The sequence below is a fragment of the Micromonospora sp. NPDC049559 genome, from assembly GCF_040676675.1.
Lineage (GTDB): Bacteria > Actinomycetota > Actinomycetes > Mycobacteriales > Micromonosporaceae > JBFAPK01.
The window spans coordinates 54064-67299 of sequence record NZ_JBFAPK010000009.1 but is presented as its reverse complement, the minus strand read 5'-3'; the positions used below and the strand labels follow the sequence as shown (position 1 = coordinate 67299).

General features: G+C 73.5%; 14 protein-coding genes. 9 read left to right on the top strand and 5 right to left on the bottom strand.

All coding sequences use genetic code 11. From position 1 onward, the window contains the following. Nucleotides 1-359: 359 nt before the first annotated feature. Both AB0J86_RS13240 and AB0J86_RS13235 read right to left on the bottom strand, forming a co-directional pair. A complete protein-coding gene (locus AB0J86_RS13240; protein WP_363856617.1) occupies nucleotides 360-866 on the bottom strand; it encodes a hypothetical protein in 507 nt (168 codons plus the stop codon). Between the two features lie 92 nt (nucleotides 867-958). After that, nucleotides 959-1432 (bottom strand): Lrp/AsnC family transcriptional regulator, encoded by a 474-nt coding sequence (locus AB0J86_RS13235; protein WP_363856615.1) that lies wholly within the window; start codon nucleotides 1430-1432, stop codon nucleotides 959-961. A 144-nt stretch (nucleotides 1433-1576) separates the two neighbouring features. Between AB0J86_RS13235 and AB0J86_RS13230 the strand changes: the two genes are divergently transcribed. From AB0J86_RS13230 to AB0J86_RS13215, 4 genes are all read left to right on the top strand, one after another. Beyond that, nucleotides 1577-2470: a tryptophan 2,3-dioxygenase family protein gene (locus AB0J86_RS13230; RefSeq protein WP_363856613.1), complete on the top strand. Its 894-nt coding sequence runs from the start codon at nucleotides 1577-1579 to the stop codon at nucleotides 2468-2470. Nucleotides 2471-2548: 78 nt separating this feature from the next. Continuing rightward, a complete protein-coding gene (kynU, locus tag AB0J86_RS13225) occupies nucleotides 2549-3814 on the top strand; it encodes a kynureninase (protein WP_363856611.1) in 1266 nt (421 codons plus the stop codon). Between the two features lie 157 nt (nucleotides 3815-3971). Next, entirely contained in the window at nucleotides 3972-4253 is a 282-nt protein-coding gene (locus AB0J86_RS13220) for a hypothetical protein (protein WP_363856817.1), read from the top strand. Between the two features lie 4 nt (nucleotides 4254-4257). Beyond that, nucleotides 4258-4671 (top strand): DUF5130 family protein, encoded by a 414-nt coding sequence (locus tag AB0J86_RS13215; protein WP_363856815.1) that lies wholly within the window; start codon nucleotides 4258-4260, stop codon nucleotides 4669-4671. 366 nt (nucleotides 4672-5037) lie between these two features. Here AB0J86_RS13215 and pepN read toward each other — a convergent pair whose 3' ends face one another. Continuing rightward, complete coding sequence (gene pepN / locus AB0J86_RS13210; RefSeq protein WP_363856813.1) at nucleotides 5038-7584, bottom strand: aminopeptidase N; 2547 nt, start codon at nucleotides 7582-7584, stop codon at nucleotides 5038-5040. Nucleotides 7585-7797: 213 nt separating this feature from the next. Here pepN and AB0J86_RS13205 point away from each other — a divergent pair, with 213 nt between their 5' ends. The 3 genes from AB0J86_RS13205 to AB0J86_RS13195 all read left to right on the top strand — a co-directional run bounded on the left by AB0J86_RS13205 (nucleotide 7798) and on the right by AB0J86_RS13195 (nucleotide 10355). Then, a complete protein-coding gene (locus AB0J86_RS13205; RefSeq protein WP_363856609.1) occupies nucleotides 7798-8424 on the top strand; it encodes a DsbA family protein in 627 nt (208 codons plus the stop codon). 129 nt (nucleotides 8425-8553) lie between these two features. Next, nucleotides 8554-9759, top strand: a complete 1206-nt coding sequence (locus AB0J86_RS13200) for a DUF1015 family protein (RefSeq protein WP_363856607.1) — start codon at nucleotides 8554-8556, stop codon at nucleotides 9757-9759. A gap of 128 nt (nucleotides 9760-9887) precedes the next feature. Then, nucleotides 9888-10355, top strand: a complete 468-nt coding sequence (locus AB0J86_RS13195) for a ribose-5-phosphate isomerase (protein WP_363856605.1) — start codon at nucleotides 9888-9890, stop codon at nucleotides 10353-10355. Between the two features lie 129 nt (nucleotides 10356-10484). On the opposite strand, the gene AB0J86_RS13190 is transcribed toward AB0J86_RS13195, so the two are convergent. Then, complete coding sequence (locus AB0J86_RS13190; protein ID WP_363856603.1) at nucleotides 10485-10862, bottom strand: hypothetical protein; 378 nt, start codon at nucleotides 10860-10862, stop codon at nucleotides 10485-10487. Between the two features lie 149 nt (nucleotides 10863-11011). Between AB0J86_RS13190 and AB0J86_RS13185 the strand changes: the two genes are divergently transcribed. After that, complete coding sequence (locus tag AB0J86_RS13185; protein ID WP_363856601.1) at nucleotides 11012-11542, top strand: hypothetical protein; 531 nt, start codon at nucleotides 11012-11014, stop codon at nucleotides 11540-11542. On the opposite strand, the gene AB0J86_RS13180 is transcribed toward AB0J86_RS13185, so the two are convergent. Further along, a complete protein-coding gene (locus AB0J86_RS13180; protein ID WP_363856599.1) occupies nucleotides 11536-12000 on the bottom strand; it encodes a MarR family transcriptional regulator in 465 nt (154 codons plus the stop codon). The two genes, AB0J86_RS13185 and AB0J86_RS13180, sit on opposite strands and share 7 nt — an antisense overlap. Nucleotides 12001-12099: 99 nt before the next feature. Between AB0J86_RS13180 and AB0J86_RS13175 the strand changes: the two genes are divergently transcribed. Continuing rightward, nucleotides 12100-13089 (top strand): pirin family protein, encoded by a 990-nt coding sequence (locus AB0J86_RS13175; RefSeq protein WP_363856598.1) that lies wholly within the window; start codon nucleotides 12100-12102, stop codon nucleotides 13087-13089. Nucleotides 13090-13236: the final 147 nt, after the last annotated feature.

The following is a 13236-nucleotide window of genomic DNA, read 5'->3' as shown; positions in this document are numbered from 1 at the left end:
CTCCGGCCGCCGTCCGGTCCGCGTCGGTGACCGTCCGGGTCGCGCCGGCCGGTTCGCTCCGTCCGGTCGCCGGGTTCGGGCCGGCCGGGGCCGCGCCGGGCGCGACCGGACCGGCACCGGCACCGGCACCGGCACCGGGGCCGGGACCGGCACCAGGACCGGGTCCGGCACCAGGGCCGGCACCGGCGCCGGCACCGACAGGGCCGGGGACCGGGGCGGGCCGCTGGCCGCGCTGCTGCGGCCGCCCGGTGGTCACGCTGGCCGAGGCGGCCTGGGTGGCGATCCGGCCGACCGTACGCAGCGTCCGATTGCGCCGGGGGCGGCCGGACGCGAAGGCGGGGGCCATGGCGTACCCCGGGTCAGGAACCCATTCCGGCCCGGCGGCGACGGGCGGCCACCCCGAGGCCGACGGCGGCGGCGACGGCGGCCAGACCGGCGCCCAGGACCACGGGACCCATGCCGGTACCGGCCGTGCCGCCCGCGCCCGTGGCCGGGCCCTGGGACGGCTTGCTCATGTTCACCACGGTGATGGTGGTGCTGGCGGTGTTGCCGTTCGGGCAGTTCAGATTGACGCCGAAGGTGCCCGGGGAACGGCTGCCCGGAATCGTCACGGCGCCGGTGAGGAAGCCGTTGTCGGGCCGTACGATCACCCGCCCGAACGCGTCGGACTGCACGTTCGCCTGGCGGGTGTTGGTGTCACCGCAGCTGGCCCGGATGCTCACCCGCGAGCCCGCCTCCGCGGTGTTGGGGTTGACCTCGACGAAGGTGTTGCCGGACTGCGACGAGGCGGAGACCGGGTCCCCCAGCAGTGCGGCCGCCGCGATGGTGGCCGCGGTGGCCCGGGCGACAAACGTGAGACCCCGCATGATTCCCCCTTCCGGCCGGGTGCCGGCCGTGCGTGGGCGCGCTCATCCGCGGGCTGCATTCCCGTGTCCCCGGAGCACACACGTGGGCGGGGTCAGCGTCGGCGCGAGCCCGGCGGCTCGCCGTCCGGGGCCGCGAGCGGCGTCACCGGTCGCCAGTCGAGCGGGCTGGAGAGCACCATCGTGCTCGACGGCTGTCCGTACGGGGCGAGACGGTCGATGACCTGCTCGAACGCCTCGATCGAGCCGGCCGCGACCTTCAGTATCCCGCAGGCGTCACCGGTGATCCGGTGGATCTCCAGCACCTCGGGCCAGCGGGCCACCCGCGGGTCGCGCAGCACGCAGTGCGCGCCGTAGCAGGACATCCGGATCAGGGCGACCACGTTCCGCCCGGCCCGGGCCAGGTCGACGTGGGCGTGGTAGCCCGTGATCACGCCGGACTCCTCCAGCCGCCGGACCCGCTCGGCGACCGCGGGCGGTGAGAGGTGCACCCGGCGGGAGAGCTCGCTGAAGGAGAGCCGGGCGTCCGCCTGCAGTTCGCGCAGCAGCGCCCAGTCCATCTCGTCCACGCCACTTTCCTTCCGTAAAGCCTCACGTTGAATTTTGCCCGCGGCGAGGGGGTAGGAGAACCGAAGGGCCGTTGGTTCGGCATTCCGTCAGCCGGCCGGTCGAAGGGATCATGAGGGTATCCGGCCGAGGAGAGAGGGCGAGAGGTGAAGAGCGCAGAGCGGATCGGGGCACCGGTGGTCGTGCCGGTCACGGCGCAGGAGCGGGCCGCCCGGGCGGCGGCGAACGCCGGCCGACCGACCCTGGAGTTCGCCGGGCAGATCCCGTACGACGCGTACGTGCGCGCCAGCACGCTGCACCGGATGCAGCAGACGCTCAGCGACGACCCGGGCGAGATGTCCTTCCTCGTGATCAGCCAGATCATGGAGCTCTACTTCGGGCTGGTTCGGTTCGAGCTGCGCGAGGCACAGCGGCTGCTCCGCGCCGACGAGGTCTGGTCCGCGCTCGCCCCGCTGCGCCGCGCCGCACTGCACCTGGAGGGGCTGAACGCGGCCTGGCGCGGCCTGCGCTGGATGACGCCCGCGGACTTCAACCGCTTCCGCAACCTGCTCGGCGAGGGCTCCGGCTTCCAGTCGGCCATGTACCGCCACCTGGAGTTCCTGCTCGGCCTGAAGAACGCCGCGCTGGTCCGGCCGTTCCGCCGCCAGCCCGAAATCCACGCCGAACTGGTCGAGCAGCTGAACGCCCCCAGCCTCTGGGACGACGTGGTCGCGCTGCTGCACCGGCACGGGTTCCCGGTACCCCGGCAGTCACTCGACCGGGACTTCTCCGCCGAGTACGAGCCCAGCCCGCTGGTGGAGGCCGCCTGGGTGGAGATCTACGGCGAGGACGGTCCCGACAACCACCTGCGCCTGCTCGGCGAGGCGCTCAGCGACGTGGCCGACCAGTTCGGCGACTGGCGGCACCAGCACGTCAAGGCGGTGCAGCGGACCATGGGCGCCAAGGTCGGTACCGGCGGCTCGGCCGGACTGGCCTGGCTGCGACGCAGCGCGGCCCGTACCGTCTTCCCCGAGCTCTGGTCGGCCCGGACCGCGATGTAGGACGCGGCCCCGACCGCGACGTGAGCCGCGGCCCCCGGACCGCGACGTGAGGCGTACGTGAGGCAGGAACTGGCAGACATGGACACCCGTGAAGCGGAGGCGCTCCGCCGCGACGCCGCCGACCCCGGCCACCGGGAACTCTTCCACGTGCCGCCGGCCGAGGGCGGGCGCTACCCGGAGGTGGCGTACCTGGTCGGCAACTCCCTCGGGCTGCAGCCCCGGGCCACCCGGGCGGCGCTGACCGAGGAGCTGGAGACCTGGACGCGGCTGGGCGTGGAGGGCTGGTTCGACGGCGAACGGCCCTGGCTCGGCCACCACGAGCGGCTGGCCGGACCGCTGTCCCGGCTGGTCGGCGCGCTGCCCCAGGAGACCGTGGTGATGAACGCGCTCACGGTCAACCTGCACCTGCTGATGGTGTCGTTCTACCGCCCGGACGGGCGGCGCGACCGCATCGTCGTCGAGGAGAACGCCTTCCCGTCGGACAGCTACGCGGTCCGCAGCCAGGCCCGCTTCCACGGGCTCGACCCGGACACCACCGTGGTACGGCTGCGTCCCCGCCCCGGCGAGGAGACCCTGCGTACCGAGGACGTGCTCGACTATCTCGACCGGGAGGGGGAGTCGGTCGCGCTCCTCCTGCTCGGTGGGGTCAACTACCTGACCGGCGAGCTGATGGAGATCCCCGAGATCACCCGGGCCGGGCAGGCGGCCGGGGCGCTCGTCGGCTGGGATCTGGCCCACGCCGCCGGCAACGTACCGCTGGCGCTGCACGACTGGGGCGTCGACTTCGCCGCCTGGTGCCACTACAAGTACCTCAACTCCGGGCCCGGGGCGCCGGCCGGCGCCTTCGTGCACGAGCGGCACCTCGACGACCCCACGATCAACCGCTTCGAGGGCTGGTGGGGGAACGACCCGTCGGTGCGGTTCGAGATGGCCCCGGTCTCCCGACCGCTGCCCACCGCCGCGTCGTGGCAGCTCTCCACCCCGCCCGTGCTCGCCCTCGCGCCGGTACGGGCCGCCCTGGACATCTTCGACCGGATCGGGATGCCGGCCCTGCGGGCCCGCGGCGAGCGGCTGACCGGCTACCTCGAAGGGCTGCTCGACGAGGTGACCGCCGTCCGCCCGGCGACCCTGGTGACCCCGCGCGACCCGGCCCGGCGAGGTTGCCAGCTCTCCCTGCGGATCGGCCGCGGCAGCGCCGGCGACGTCGTCAAGCGGCTGCGCCACGAGCACGGCGTGCTCGCCGACTCGCGGGAACCCGACATCGTCCGGGTCGCGCCGGTGCCCCTGTACTCGACCTATCACGACTGCTGGCGGGTCGCCGACGCGCTCACCGCCGTGCTGTAGCTGCGCTATCGCCACCCCGCGATCTGGCGAGGACCGCCCTCCGCTACCGTGAATGCAGCTGAGTCGGGTGGGTAATCACCCCTGATCGCCCGCCCCGACCGGGTGCTCTGGTCCCTCTTCCGCCTGGGAGCGTACGAGGTTGTCTGTTTCCGACACGTTGCTGATCTTCGTCGGCATCCCGGCCGCCGTGGTGCTGGTGATTACCGCGTTGGCGCTCGCCGGTCGGGGCCGCGGCGGCGCCAAGCGGTACCGGCCTGGCCGGCCCTTCGACTTCACGCCGGTGTGGTTCCTCTCCTCGCCCGGGCAACTGGCCGAGACGACCGGGGTGGCGCTGCCTCCGGGCGGACAGGCCCCCGCCCTGACCAACGGCGCCATCGAGAAGGCCGAGGGCGCGCGAGTGCCGGCCGCGGCGACGGGAGGCGCAAGTGACCGCTGGTGACACCATGACCGAGGAACACACCGAGACGTCGAGCCGCCGGCCCGAGGTGCTGGACGGCCCCTTCTCGACCCGACAGTTGCTCCGCATCGACGAGGCGATGCGCCTCGCCGACCAGAGCACCGACCTGACCTTCACGATCTACGTCGGTCACCTGGAGGAGCCGGTCCGCGAGCACGTCCAGCGGCTGCATGCCCAGCTCGCCGACCCGAGCCACGCGGTGCTGATCGGCATCTCCCCGAACCAGCGCGTACTGGAGATCGTCACTGGCCCGGAGGCGCGCAAGCGCATCCCGGACCGGGACGCCAAGCTGGCGGCGCTCTCCATGGTGGCCGCCTTCACCGGCGGCGACCTCACGGGCGGCATCATCAGCGGGCTGGACCAGCTGGCCACCCGCGCCGGCCGCGCCGCCAAGCGCTGACCGACCCCACGACCGGCGCCCGGCGCCGATCCCACGACACCGGCGGAGCCCACCACGGCCCGCCGGTGTCGCGCTTTCCGGGCCTCGCCAGGGCGGGGCCCGTCGCCGTCCAAGCCGCGTACGCGCCGCCGGGCGATCGCGGCGGTGCGCGCGCCACTGCGTCCGCGTGTACGCGGCACGGCCGGGCCGACCCGGTGGCCACGGCCCCACCTCGACCAGGTCGGGTGGGGGCCGCCGTGCCACGGCGAAGACATCAAGCCTGACGGGATTCGCCGGGGTACGGCGGCCCCACCCCCACCGTTCGCGGCCAGGCCACCGGAACCGCCGCGGCCCCCGCCCCAGGTGTAGCGGGCGGGGGCCGGCGGCTCAGGCCGAGGCGTCCTTGGCCCGGGCGGCCACCGCGCGCACCACGCCGTCACGCCCCTCGGTCACCAGACGCCGCAGCGGCGCCGGATGCCCGGGCTGGGCGAGCCACGCGTCGGTCGCGGCGATCGTCTCCTCGCTCACCTGGTAGGACGGGTAGGCGAGGATCACGAACTCCTGTGCCGGCTCGCTGTCCCGGCTCGCCCAGATCCGCCCCACGGTGGCGAAGAACTTCTCCGCGTAGGGCGCGGTCAGCTCGACCTGGGCGGGGTGCTGGAAGCCCTGGAGCAGGGCGCGGTGCCGCCAGTTCGGCAGCGCCTCGTCCCCGGTGAGCCGCGCCCAGACCTCGGCCTTGTGCTCGGCGGTCGGCACCAGCGCCCGGGCGTACGCCGCCTCCCGCTCGCCGCTGGCGGTACGGTCGCCGGCCAGCTCCGCCTCGACCTCGGGGATGCCGGCCGCACCGTTGGCGACCAACGCGGCCAGCACCGACCAGCGCAGCTCGGTGTCGACGGTCAGCCCCTCCGGTACCGCGCCGCCGTCGAGCCAGGCGCGCAGCGCGGCCAGGTCCTCGTCGGAGCGGGCGGCGCCGGCGTAGGCCCGCGCCCAGGCGAGCTGGAGCCCGCTGCCCGGCTCGGCCGCGTGCAGGGCGGTACGGGCGGTCTCGGCCAGCTGCGCCCAGCCGGTGGGCGCCCAGTCCGGGTCGGCGTACATGGTCAGCGTGCTGGCGGCCTGCCGCAGCGTCTGGGTGACCAGGTTGATGTCGCGCTCGGCGGGGAGCCCGGCCAGCACCAGTGCGACGTAGTCGCGTGCGGCGAGTTCGGCGTCCCGGACCATGTCCCAGGCGGCGGCCCAGCAGAGCGCGCGGGCCAGGGAGGACTCGAAGGCATCGATGTGCTGCACCACGGTGGCCAGCGACCGCTCGTCGAGCCGCAGCTTCGCGTACGTCAGGTCGTCGTCGTTGAGCAGCAGCACGTCCGGGGCCGCCACACCCACCAGCTGGGGCAGCTCGGTCCGCTCGCCGGTCACGTCGACCTCCAGCCGCTCCCGCCGGACCAGCCGGCCGTCGCGCAGGTCGTAGAGGCCGACGCCGATCCGGTGGGTACGCAGGGTCGGGTAGTCCGCCGGCGCCTCCTGGCGGATCTCCACCCGCGCGTACGTGCCGTCGGCCGCGATCTCCAGCTCGGGGCGGAGCGTGTTGACCTGTGCGGTCTCCAGCCACTGCGCGGCGAACTTGCGCAGCTCCCGGCCGGAGGCCGCCTCCAGTTCGGAGAGCAGGTCGTCGAAGGTGGCGTTGCCCCAGGCATGCTTGGCGAAGTAGCTGCGCAGCCCGGCCCGGAACGGCTCCTCCCCGACGTACGCGACGAGCTGCTTGAGCACGCTGGCGCCCTTGGCGTAGGTGATGCCGTCGAAGTTGACCTCGACGGCCTCCAGGTCGGGCATCTCACAGTAGACCGGGTGGGTGGAGGAGAGCTGGTCCTGCCGGTAGCCCCAGTTCTTGCGTACCGAGAGAAAGGTGGTCCACGCGTCGGTGAAGCGGGTGGCGTTGCTGTTGCACCAGTGGCTGGCCCACTCCGCGAACGACTCGTTGAGCCACAGGTCGTTCCACCACCGCATGGTGACCAGGTCGCCGAACCACATGTGGGCCAGCTCGTGCAGGATCGTGTTCGCCCGCTGCTCGTACTCGAAGTCGGTCACCTGCGAGCGGAAGACGTAGTGCGCCTCGGCGTGGGTGACGCAGCCGAAGTTCTCCATCGCGCCGGCGTTGAAGTCCGGCACCCACACCTGGTCGTACTTCGGCAGCGGGTAGCGGACCCCGAACTGCTCGTGGAAGAAGTCGAAGCCCTGGCTGGTGACGAGGTTCAGGTCGTCCGGGTCGAGGTACTGGGCCATGCTGGCCCGGCAGAAGTAGCCGAGGTCGATGCCGTCGTGCACGTACCGGACCTCGTGGTACGGCCCGGCGCAGAGTGCGGTGATGTAGGTGCTCATCTTCACCGACTCGGCGAAGTGGACCGTCTTGTACCCGCCCTCGGCCGGTTCCTCGCGCTCGGCCGGCATGTTGGAGATCACTCGCCAGTGTGCCGGCACGGTCGCGTGCCAGGTGAAGACGCTCTTGAGGTCCGGCTGGTCGAAGGCGGCGAAGACGCGCTGCGCGTCGGCCGTCTCGAATTGGCTGTAGAGGTAGGTCTCGCCGTCGACCGGGTCGACGCTGCGGTGCAGGCCCTGCCCGCTGGCCGAGTAGAGGAAGTCGGCATCGACCACCAGGGTGTTCTCGGCGGCCAGCCCGGCGAGGGTGAGGCCGGTCTCCGCCGACCAGCCCGAGATGTCGACGGGGGCGCCGTTGAGCGTCGCCGAGCGGACCGAGTCGGCGGCGACCTCGATGAAGGTGCTGGCGCCGGGCTCGCTGCAACGGAACCTGACCTCGGTGACGGAGCGGAACGTCCGATTGCCGGTGGTCAGCCCGGCTGAGGAGAGATCGAGGTTGATATCGTAGCTGGTGACGTCGAGCAGGCGGGCCCGCTCGGTCGCCTCGACCTGGGTCAGGTTGCGCACTCCCGGCACGTGAATCTCCATCCAATCTTGGCCCGCTGTCCTCGTTGACAGCCATCGGATCCCCGTCTGACGGGCTCTCGGGCGAGTCTTCCACGTGGAGTCGTCGACCGGTGGCCGAGGTCACGGTCTGTTTCCGATATCCGCCTTCGGGGACGGGGTGATTATCAAAGGGTGGCTCCAGTCTGGCGCCCGTGTCTCGTGAAGGGATCCCCCGTGTCCGATCGCACGCCCGTGGACATGTTCTTCGACCCGCTCTGCCCCTGGGCCTGGCTGACGTCGCGCTGGCTGCTCGAGGTCGAGCAGGTCCGCCCGATCGACGTCCGGTTCCGGGTGATGAGCCTCGCCGTACTCAACGAGGGGCGGGACGAACTGCCCGAGGAGTACCGCACGTTCCTGGAGACGGCCTGGGCGCCGGTGCGGATCTGCATCGCCGCCGAGCAGCGGTACGGCCGGCAGGTGCTGCGTGACCTCTACACCGCGATCGGTACCCGGGTCCACCCGGGCAAGCAGGAGCGGGGACCCGAGCTGTACGCCGCCGCGCTGACCGACGCCGGCCTCGACCCGGAGCTGGCCGCCGCCGGCGACTCCACCGAGTACGACGAGGCGCTGCGGGCCAGCCACGACGAGGGGATGAAGCCGGTCGGCACCGACGTCGGGACGCCGGTGATCCACGTGCCCGGCCCGGACGGCTCGACGGTGGCCTTCTTCGGCCCGGTCGTGACGCCGGCCCCGAAGGGCGAGGCGGCGGCCCGGCTCTGGGACGGCGTGCTGCTGGTGGCCGGCACCCCGGGCTTCTACGAGCTCAAGCGCTCCCGCGAGCAGGGTCCGACCTTCGACTGAGCGGCGGTCGGGCCGGCCACGTGCCGTGGGCGGGTCCGCGGCGCGGCACGCCGCGGACCACGCCCAGCGGGTGGACACGCCACGGGGTACGCGTCGACCCCCGCGCCCGCGCCGGTAGCGTCAGCGGGCATGACGGTCGTACACCCGATCGCCCGGGCCTGGATCACCACCGGCGGCACCGGCGCGCAGAACTACGACGAGTTCGCCGACGACGCGGAGATCACCGCGATCATCGAGGCGAACCCGCACAGTGCCCTCGCCATCGAGATGCCGCACCGGGCGCCGGAGAGCCTCGGCGGGTCCTTCCTCGACTCCCTGCCGGCCGCGGCGGCGCGGCTCGCGGAGGCGAAGGCCGACGGCAGCTACACCCCGGCCGAGCGGGTCCTGGTGCTCTACCGGATCAGCTCGCCGGTGGACGACCCCGCCTACGGCGTCTTCGCCATGGTCGACACGGACCAGATCTCCACCCGGCGGGACGAGCCGGGCCTGGTCATCCGCAACGAGGACGTCTTCATCGCCAAGGTGCGGGAGCGGGTCGCGCTGGCGGAGGCGGTGGGGCACCTGCTCTCGCCCGTACTGCTGTTGCAGACCGGCCGGGGCGAGGAGCTGCACGCGGCGCTCGCGGCGAGCGTCGACGCCGCCGGAGCGCCGGCCGCGACCGACATCGACCCCAGCGGCCGTACCCACGCGATCTGGCTGCTCGGTCCCGGCCCGGAGCAGGACCGCATCCGCGAGCTGGCCGGCGGCGGGGAGCTGGTGGTCGCCGACGGCAACCACCGCAGCCTGGCGGCCCAGACCGGCGAACTGCCCCGCTTCCTCGCCGTCATCACCACGCCCGCCTCGGTGACGATCCAGCCCTACAACCGCCTGGTCACCGAGCTGACCGCGGCGCCGGATGAGCTGCTCGACCGGCTGCGCGCCGCCGGCGCCCGGGTCGAGCCGCTCGCGGACCGGGCCGCCGTACCGAGCGAGGGCGGCACGGTCCAGCTCTACCTGGGCGGCCGGGGCTACGCCGTGGCGCTGCCGGCCGGACCGGGCGGGGGACTGGAGAACCTCGACCACGCGCTGGTCGAGCGGATCGTGCTGCGCGACGCGCTCGGGCTGGACCCGGGGGACAAGCGGATCGTGTACGTGGGCGGCGACTACCCGGCCAGTTGGCTGACGGGCGAGGTGGACGCCGGCCGGGCGGAGCTGGCCGTGCTGATCGCCCCGGTGACCGTGGACGACTTCGTCGCGGTCAACCTGGCCCGGGAGAAGATGCCCCGCAAGAGCACCTGGTTCACCCCGAAGGCCCGGGCCGGGCTGGTCCTGGCCGAGCTGGGCCGGGACGCGTAACGCGGCGGGAAGAGAGCACGCCGCCGGTCCGGGTGTCCGGACCGGCGGTACGCCCCGGGTGTGACGTACGCCGGTGTGGGTGCCGCCCGGGGCCGCGTGGCCGGCGGCGGGCTGACAGACTGCCCGGTATGCGCGTCTACCTGGGTTCCGATCACGCCGGTTTCGAGCTGAAGATGCACCTGGCGAACCACCTGGCGAGGCAGGGTTACGAGCTGGTCGACGTCGGGCCGCGGGTCTTCGACCCGAACGACGACTACCCGGCGTTCTGCCTGCACGTGGGCGCCCGCGTGGTGGCGGATCCGGGGAGCCTGGCCGTGGTGATCGGCGGCTCGGGCAACGGCGAGCAGATCGCCGCGAACAAGGTCGCCGGGGTACGCGCGGCGCTCGCCTGGAACGTCGAGACGGCGCAGCTGGCCCGGGAGCACAACGACGCGAACGTGGTCGCGGTCGGCGCCCGCCAGCACACGTTGGACGAGGCGACCGGGATCGTCGAGGCGTTCCTGAGCACCCGCTTCTCCGGTAACGAACGGCACAGCCGGCGCATCGCGCAGGTTGCGGCGTACGAGAAGTCCGGCGAGCTGCCCGAGCTGCCCTGAGCCCGCCCGAGCTGCCCTGAGCCCGCCCGAGCTGCCCTGAGCCCGACGGTTCGCCCGGGCCTGGCCTCCCGTCCGGGGTCCGGCCTTCGCCCGGGCCCGACCCGCGACCGGCGTTGGGCGCGACCGTGGTCAGCGCCCGTTGCGGGGCAGCTCCTCCCGCGGCACCCAGTTGCGGCGGACCACGACCAGCCGCTCCTCGGCCTCGGCCAGGTCCGCCTCGCTCGGCCGGGACGCGTCCCGGGCCCGCAGCGCGGCACCGACGCTGACCTGGGACGATCCGGAGCCGACCAGCCCGCGCAGGCCGCGCTCGCCGTCGCGCTCCTCGGCGGTCGTACCGGGTCCGGCGCCGTGACCTCCGCCACGCCGCGATCCCGTCGGCTCCGGTACGGGATCGTGCACCTCCGCCGTCACCGCCGACCGCCCGGCGGCCGTCGAGCCGGACGGGCTGGCGCCGCCCGCCGGGGGCGCTTGTCGCTGCCGGCGTCGCCGGCGCTCGGAATCCGCCATGCGCCGACGGTACCTCCCGTCGAGGCCCCTTCCGCCGCGCTCGTCGATCGATGCCTCGCTCGGCGGGCCTTTGCCCGGCTGGCTACCCTCGTGGGTGAGACGGGTGAATCGGGTGGTTCCACCGGACTCCTCGGGGAGGAAGGACGAGAATGGCAGACCAGACGCAGCCGTGGGCCGAGCAGACGGTCGAGGTGCCGCCGCAGCGCGACGGGTACCGCCGGGGTGTCGCCTCGGTCGGCCAGCCCAGGATCCGCCAGGAGCCCGGTACCGAGGCGTTCGAGGTCGCGCCGCACGAGCCGACCGGTACCGGCTGGCCCGGTGAGCCGCAGCTGCGCCAGCCGCTCGGCTACCACCTCCGGCAGCTGCGCCGGGGCGGCGAGTGGAGCGCGATCGCCGGCATCTTCGCCTTCGTCTGCTGGGGGATCTGGGCGATCTCGTCACGCGGCGACCTGACCGGCCCGGTGGTCACCTTCGTCCTCACGCTTCTCGTCGCGGTCGGCCTCTTCGCCCTGGTCCGGCTCCTCGGCCGGGTGATCCTGGAGCGGCAGCTCGGGCGGGTACGCCACACCGCGCGCGGCGCGCACCTGGTGACCGCGCTCTTCCTCGCCGTCGTCGGGGTGGCCTACCTGCGCCAGACCGAGTGGGTCGTGAACGCCTGGAACTGGGTCACCGGTCACTGACCGGGGTCGGTGAGCCGGTCCCGCATCCGGCTGGTGATGGCCCGCAGCTGGGTGACCTCCGCCGGGCTGAGCAGGTCGAACATGTGGGCGCGTACGGCGGTGACGTGACCCGGCGCGGAGGCGGCGAGCTTCTCCGCGCCGGCGTCCGTCAGCTCCGCCTCGGTGCCGCGCCGGTCGTCCGGGCACTCGACCCGGCGGACCCAGCCGGCCTGTTCGAGTCGGGTCACGGCGCGGGTCGCGCCGCTGCGGGTGGAGAGGGTAGCGTCTGCGAGGTCGCGCATCCGCATCCGCCGCTCGGGCGCCTCGGAGAGGCGTACCAGCAGCTCGTAGTCGGTGAGGGAGAGCCCGGCGTCGGCCTGTAGCTGCTTGTCCAGGGCCTGGAGGAAGAGCCGCGTCCCGTCCAGGTACGCCCGCCAGGCCGCCTGTTCGTCGGGATCCAGCCATCGCACCTCGTCCATGGGACCAGTCTAGCGGAATAGTTGACAGTGCAACGACATTGGGTAGGGTACAAGTCGTTGACTCCGCAACGACATGACCCGAACCGAGGAGTGGTCCCCATGCCCGCCGTCACCGTCGCCAACCCGCTGGCGCTGCCGAGGGTCCCCGAGCCGAACCCGCTGACCGGCACCGAGCGCCCCGTGGTCTCGGTCACCACGGCGCCGAAGGGCTTCGAGGGCGAGGGCTTCCCCGTGCGCCGCGCCTTCGCCGGCGTCGACCTGCGCGCGCTCGACCCCTTCGTCCACATGGACCAGATGGGCGAGGTCGAGTACGCGCCGGGCGAGCCGAAGGGAACGCCCTGGCACCCGCACCGCGGCTTCGAGACCGTCACGTACATGATCGACGGCGAGATGGCCCACTCCGACTCGCACGGCGGGGGCGGCCTGATCGGCGGCGGGGACACGCAGTGGATGACGGCCGGCAGCGGCATCCTGCACATCGAGACCCCGCCGGAGCACCTGGTCGCCAGCGGCGGCCTCTTCCACGGCATCCAGCTCTGGGTCAACCTCCCCAGGGCGCGCAAGTTCGCGGTCCCGCGCTACCAGGACATCACCTCCGACCGGGTGGCCCTGCTCAGCTCGGCGGACGGGGGCGCGCTGGTCCGGGTGATCGCCGGTGAGGTCGGCGGGCACGCCGGGCCGGGCTCGACGTACACGCCGATCACGCTGGTGCACGCCACCCTGGCGCCGGGCGCCACGCTGACGCTGCCCTGGCGGCCGGACTTCAACGCGCTGGTCTACGCGCTCGGCGGTGCCGGTACCGCCGGCGCCGAGCGGCGTCCGCTGCGGGCCGGGCAGCTGGCCGTCTACGGGCCCGGCGGCGCCCTCACCGTCGCCGCCGACCCGAAGCAGGATTCCCGTACCACCGCCCTGGACGTCTTCATCCTCGGCGGCGAGCCGATCCGCGAGCCGGTCGCGATGTACGGGCCGTTCGTGATGAACAGCCGAACCGAGCTGGCCCAGGCGTTCGAGGACTACCAGGCCGGCCGGCTGGGCAGCATCCCCGCCGCCCACGCGGAGGTGCGCGCGGCCACGCCCGACGCCGACTGACCGGCGCGCGTCCCGCGCGACGCCACCGGTACACCGCCCCTCGGCACGCCGCCCCCGGGTCCGCACCGCCCGGGGGCGGCGTCGTGTCGGCCCGGGGGCGGCGTCGTACGGTCCGGCGTCGTGTCGGCCTCCCGCCAAAGTCCTGCC

Coding starts and splice junctions, on each gene's coding strand:
- AB0J86_RS13240 (WP_363856617.1), bottom strand. CDS start 866: ATGCGGGGTCTCACGTTTGTCGCCCGGGCCACCGCGGCCACCATCGCG.
- kynU (WP_363856611.1), top strand. CDS start 2,549: ATGGACACCCGTGAAGCGGAGGCGCTCCGCCGCGACGCCGCCGACCCC.
- AB0J86_RS13215 (WP_363856815.1), top strand. CDS start 4,258: ATGACCGAGGAACACACCGAGACGTCGAGCCGCCGGCCCGAGGTGCTG.
- AB0J86_RS13200 (WP_363856607.1), top strand. CDS start 8,554: ATGACGGTCGTACACCCGATCGCCCGGGCCTGGATCACCACCGGCGGC.
- AB0J86_RS13195 (WP_363856605.1), top strand. CDS start 9,888: ATGCGCGTCTACCTGGGTTCCGATCACGCCGGTTTCGAGCTGAAGATG.
- AB0J86_RS13190 (WP_363856603.1), bottom strand. CDS start 10,862: ATGGCGGATTCCGAGCGCCGGCGACGCCGGCAGCGACAAGCGCCCCCG.
- AB0J86_RS13185 (WP_363856601.1), top strand. CDS start 11,012: ATGGCAGACCAGACGCAGCCGTGGGCCGAGCAGACGGTCGAGGTGCCG.
- AB0J86_RS13180 (WP_363856599.1), bottom strand. CDS start 12,000: ATGGACGAGGTGCGATGGCTGGATCCCGACGAACAGGCGGCCTGGCGG.
- AB0J86_RS13175 (WP_363856598.1), top strand. CDS start 12,100: ATGCCCGCCGTCACCGTCGCCAACCCGCTGGCGCTGCCGAGGGTCCCC.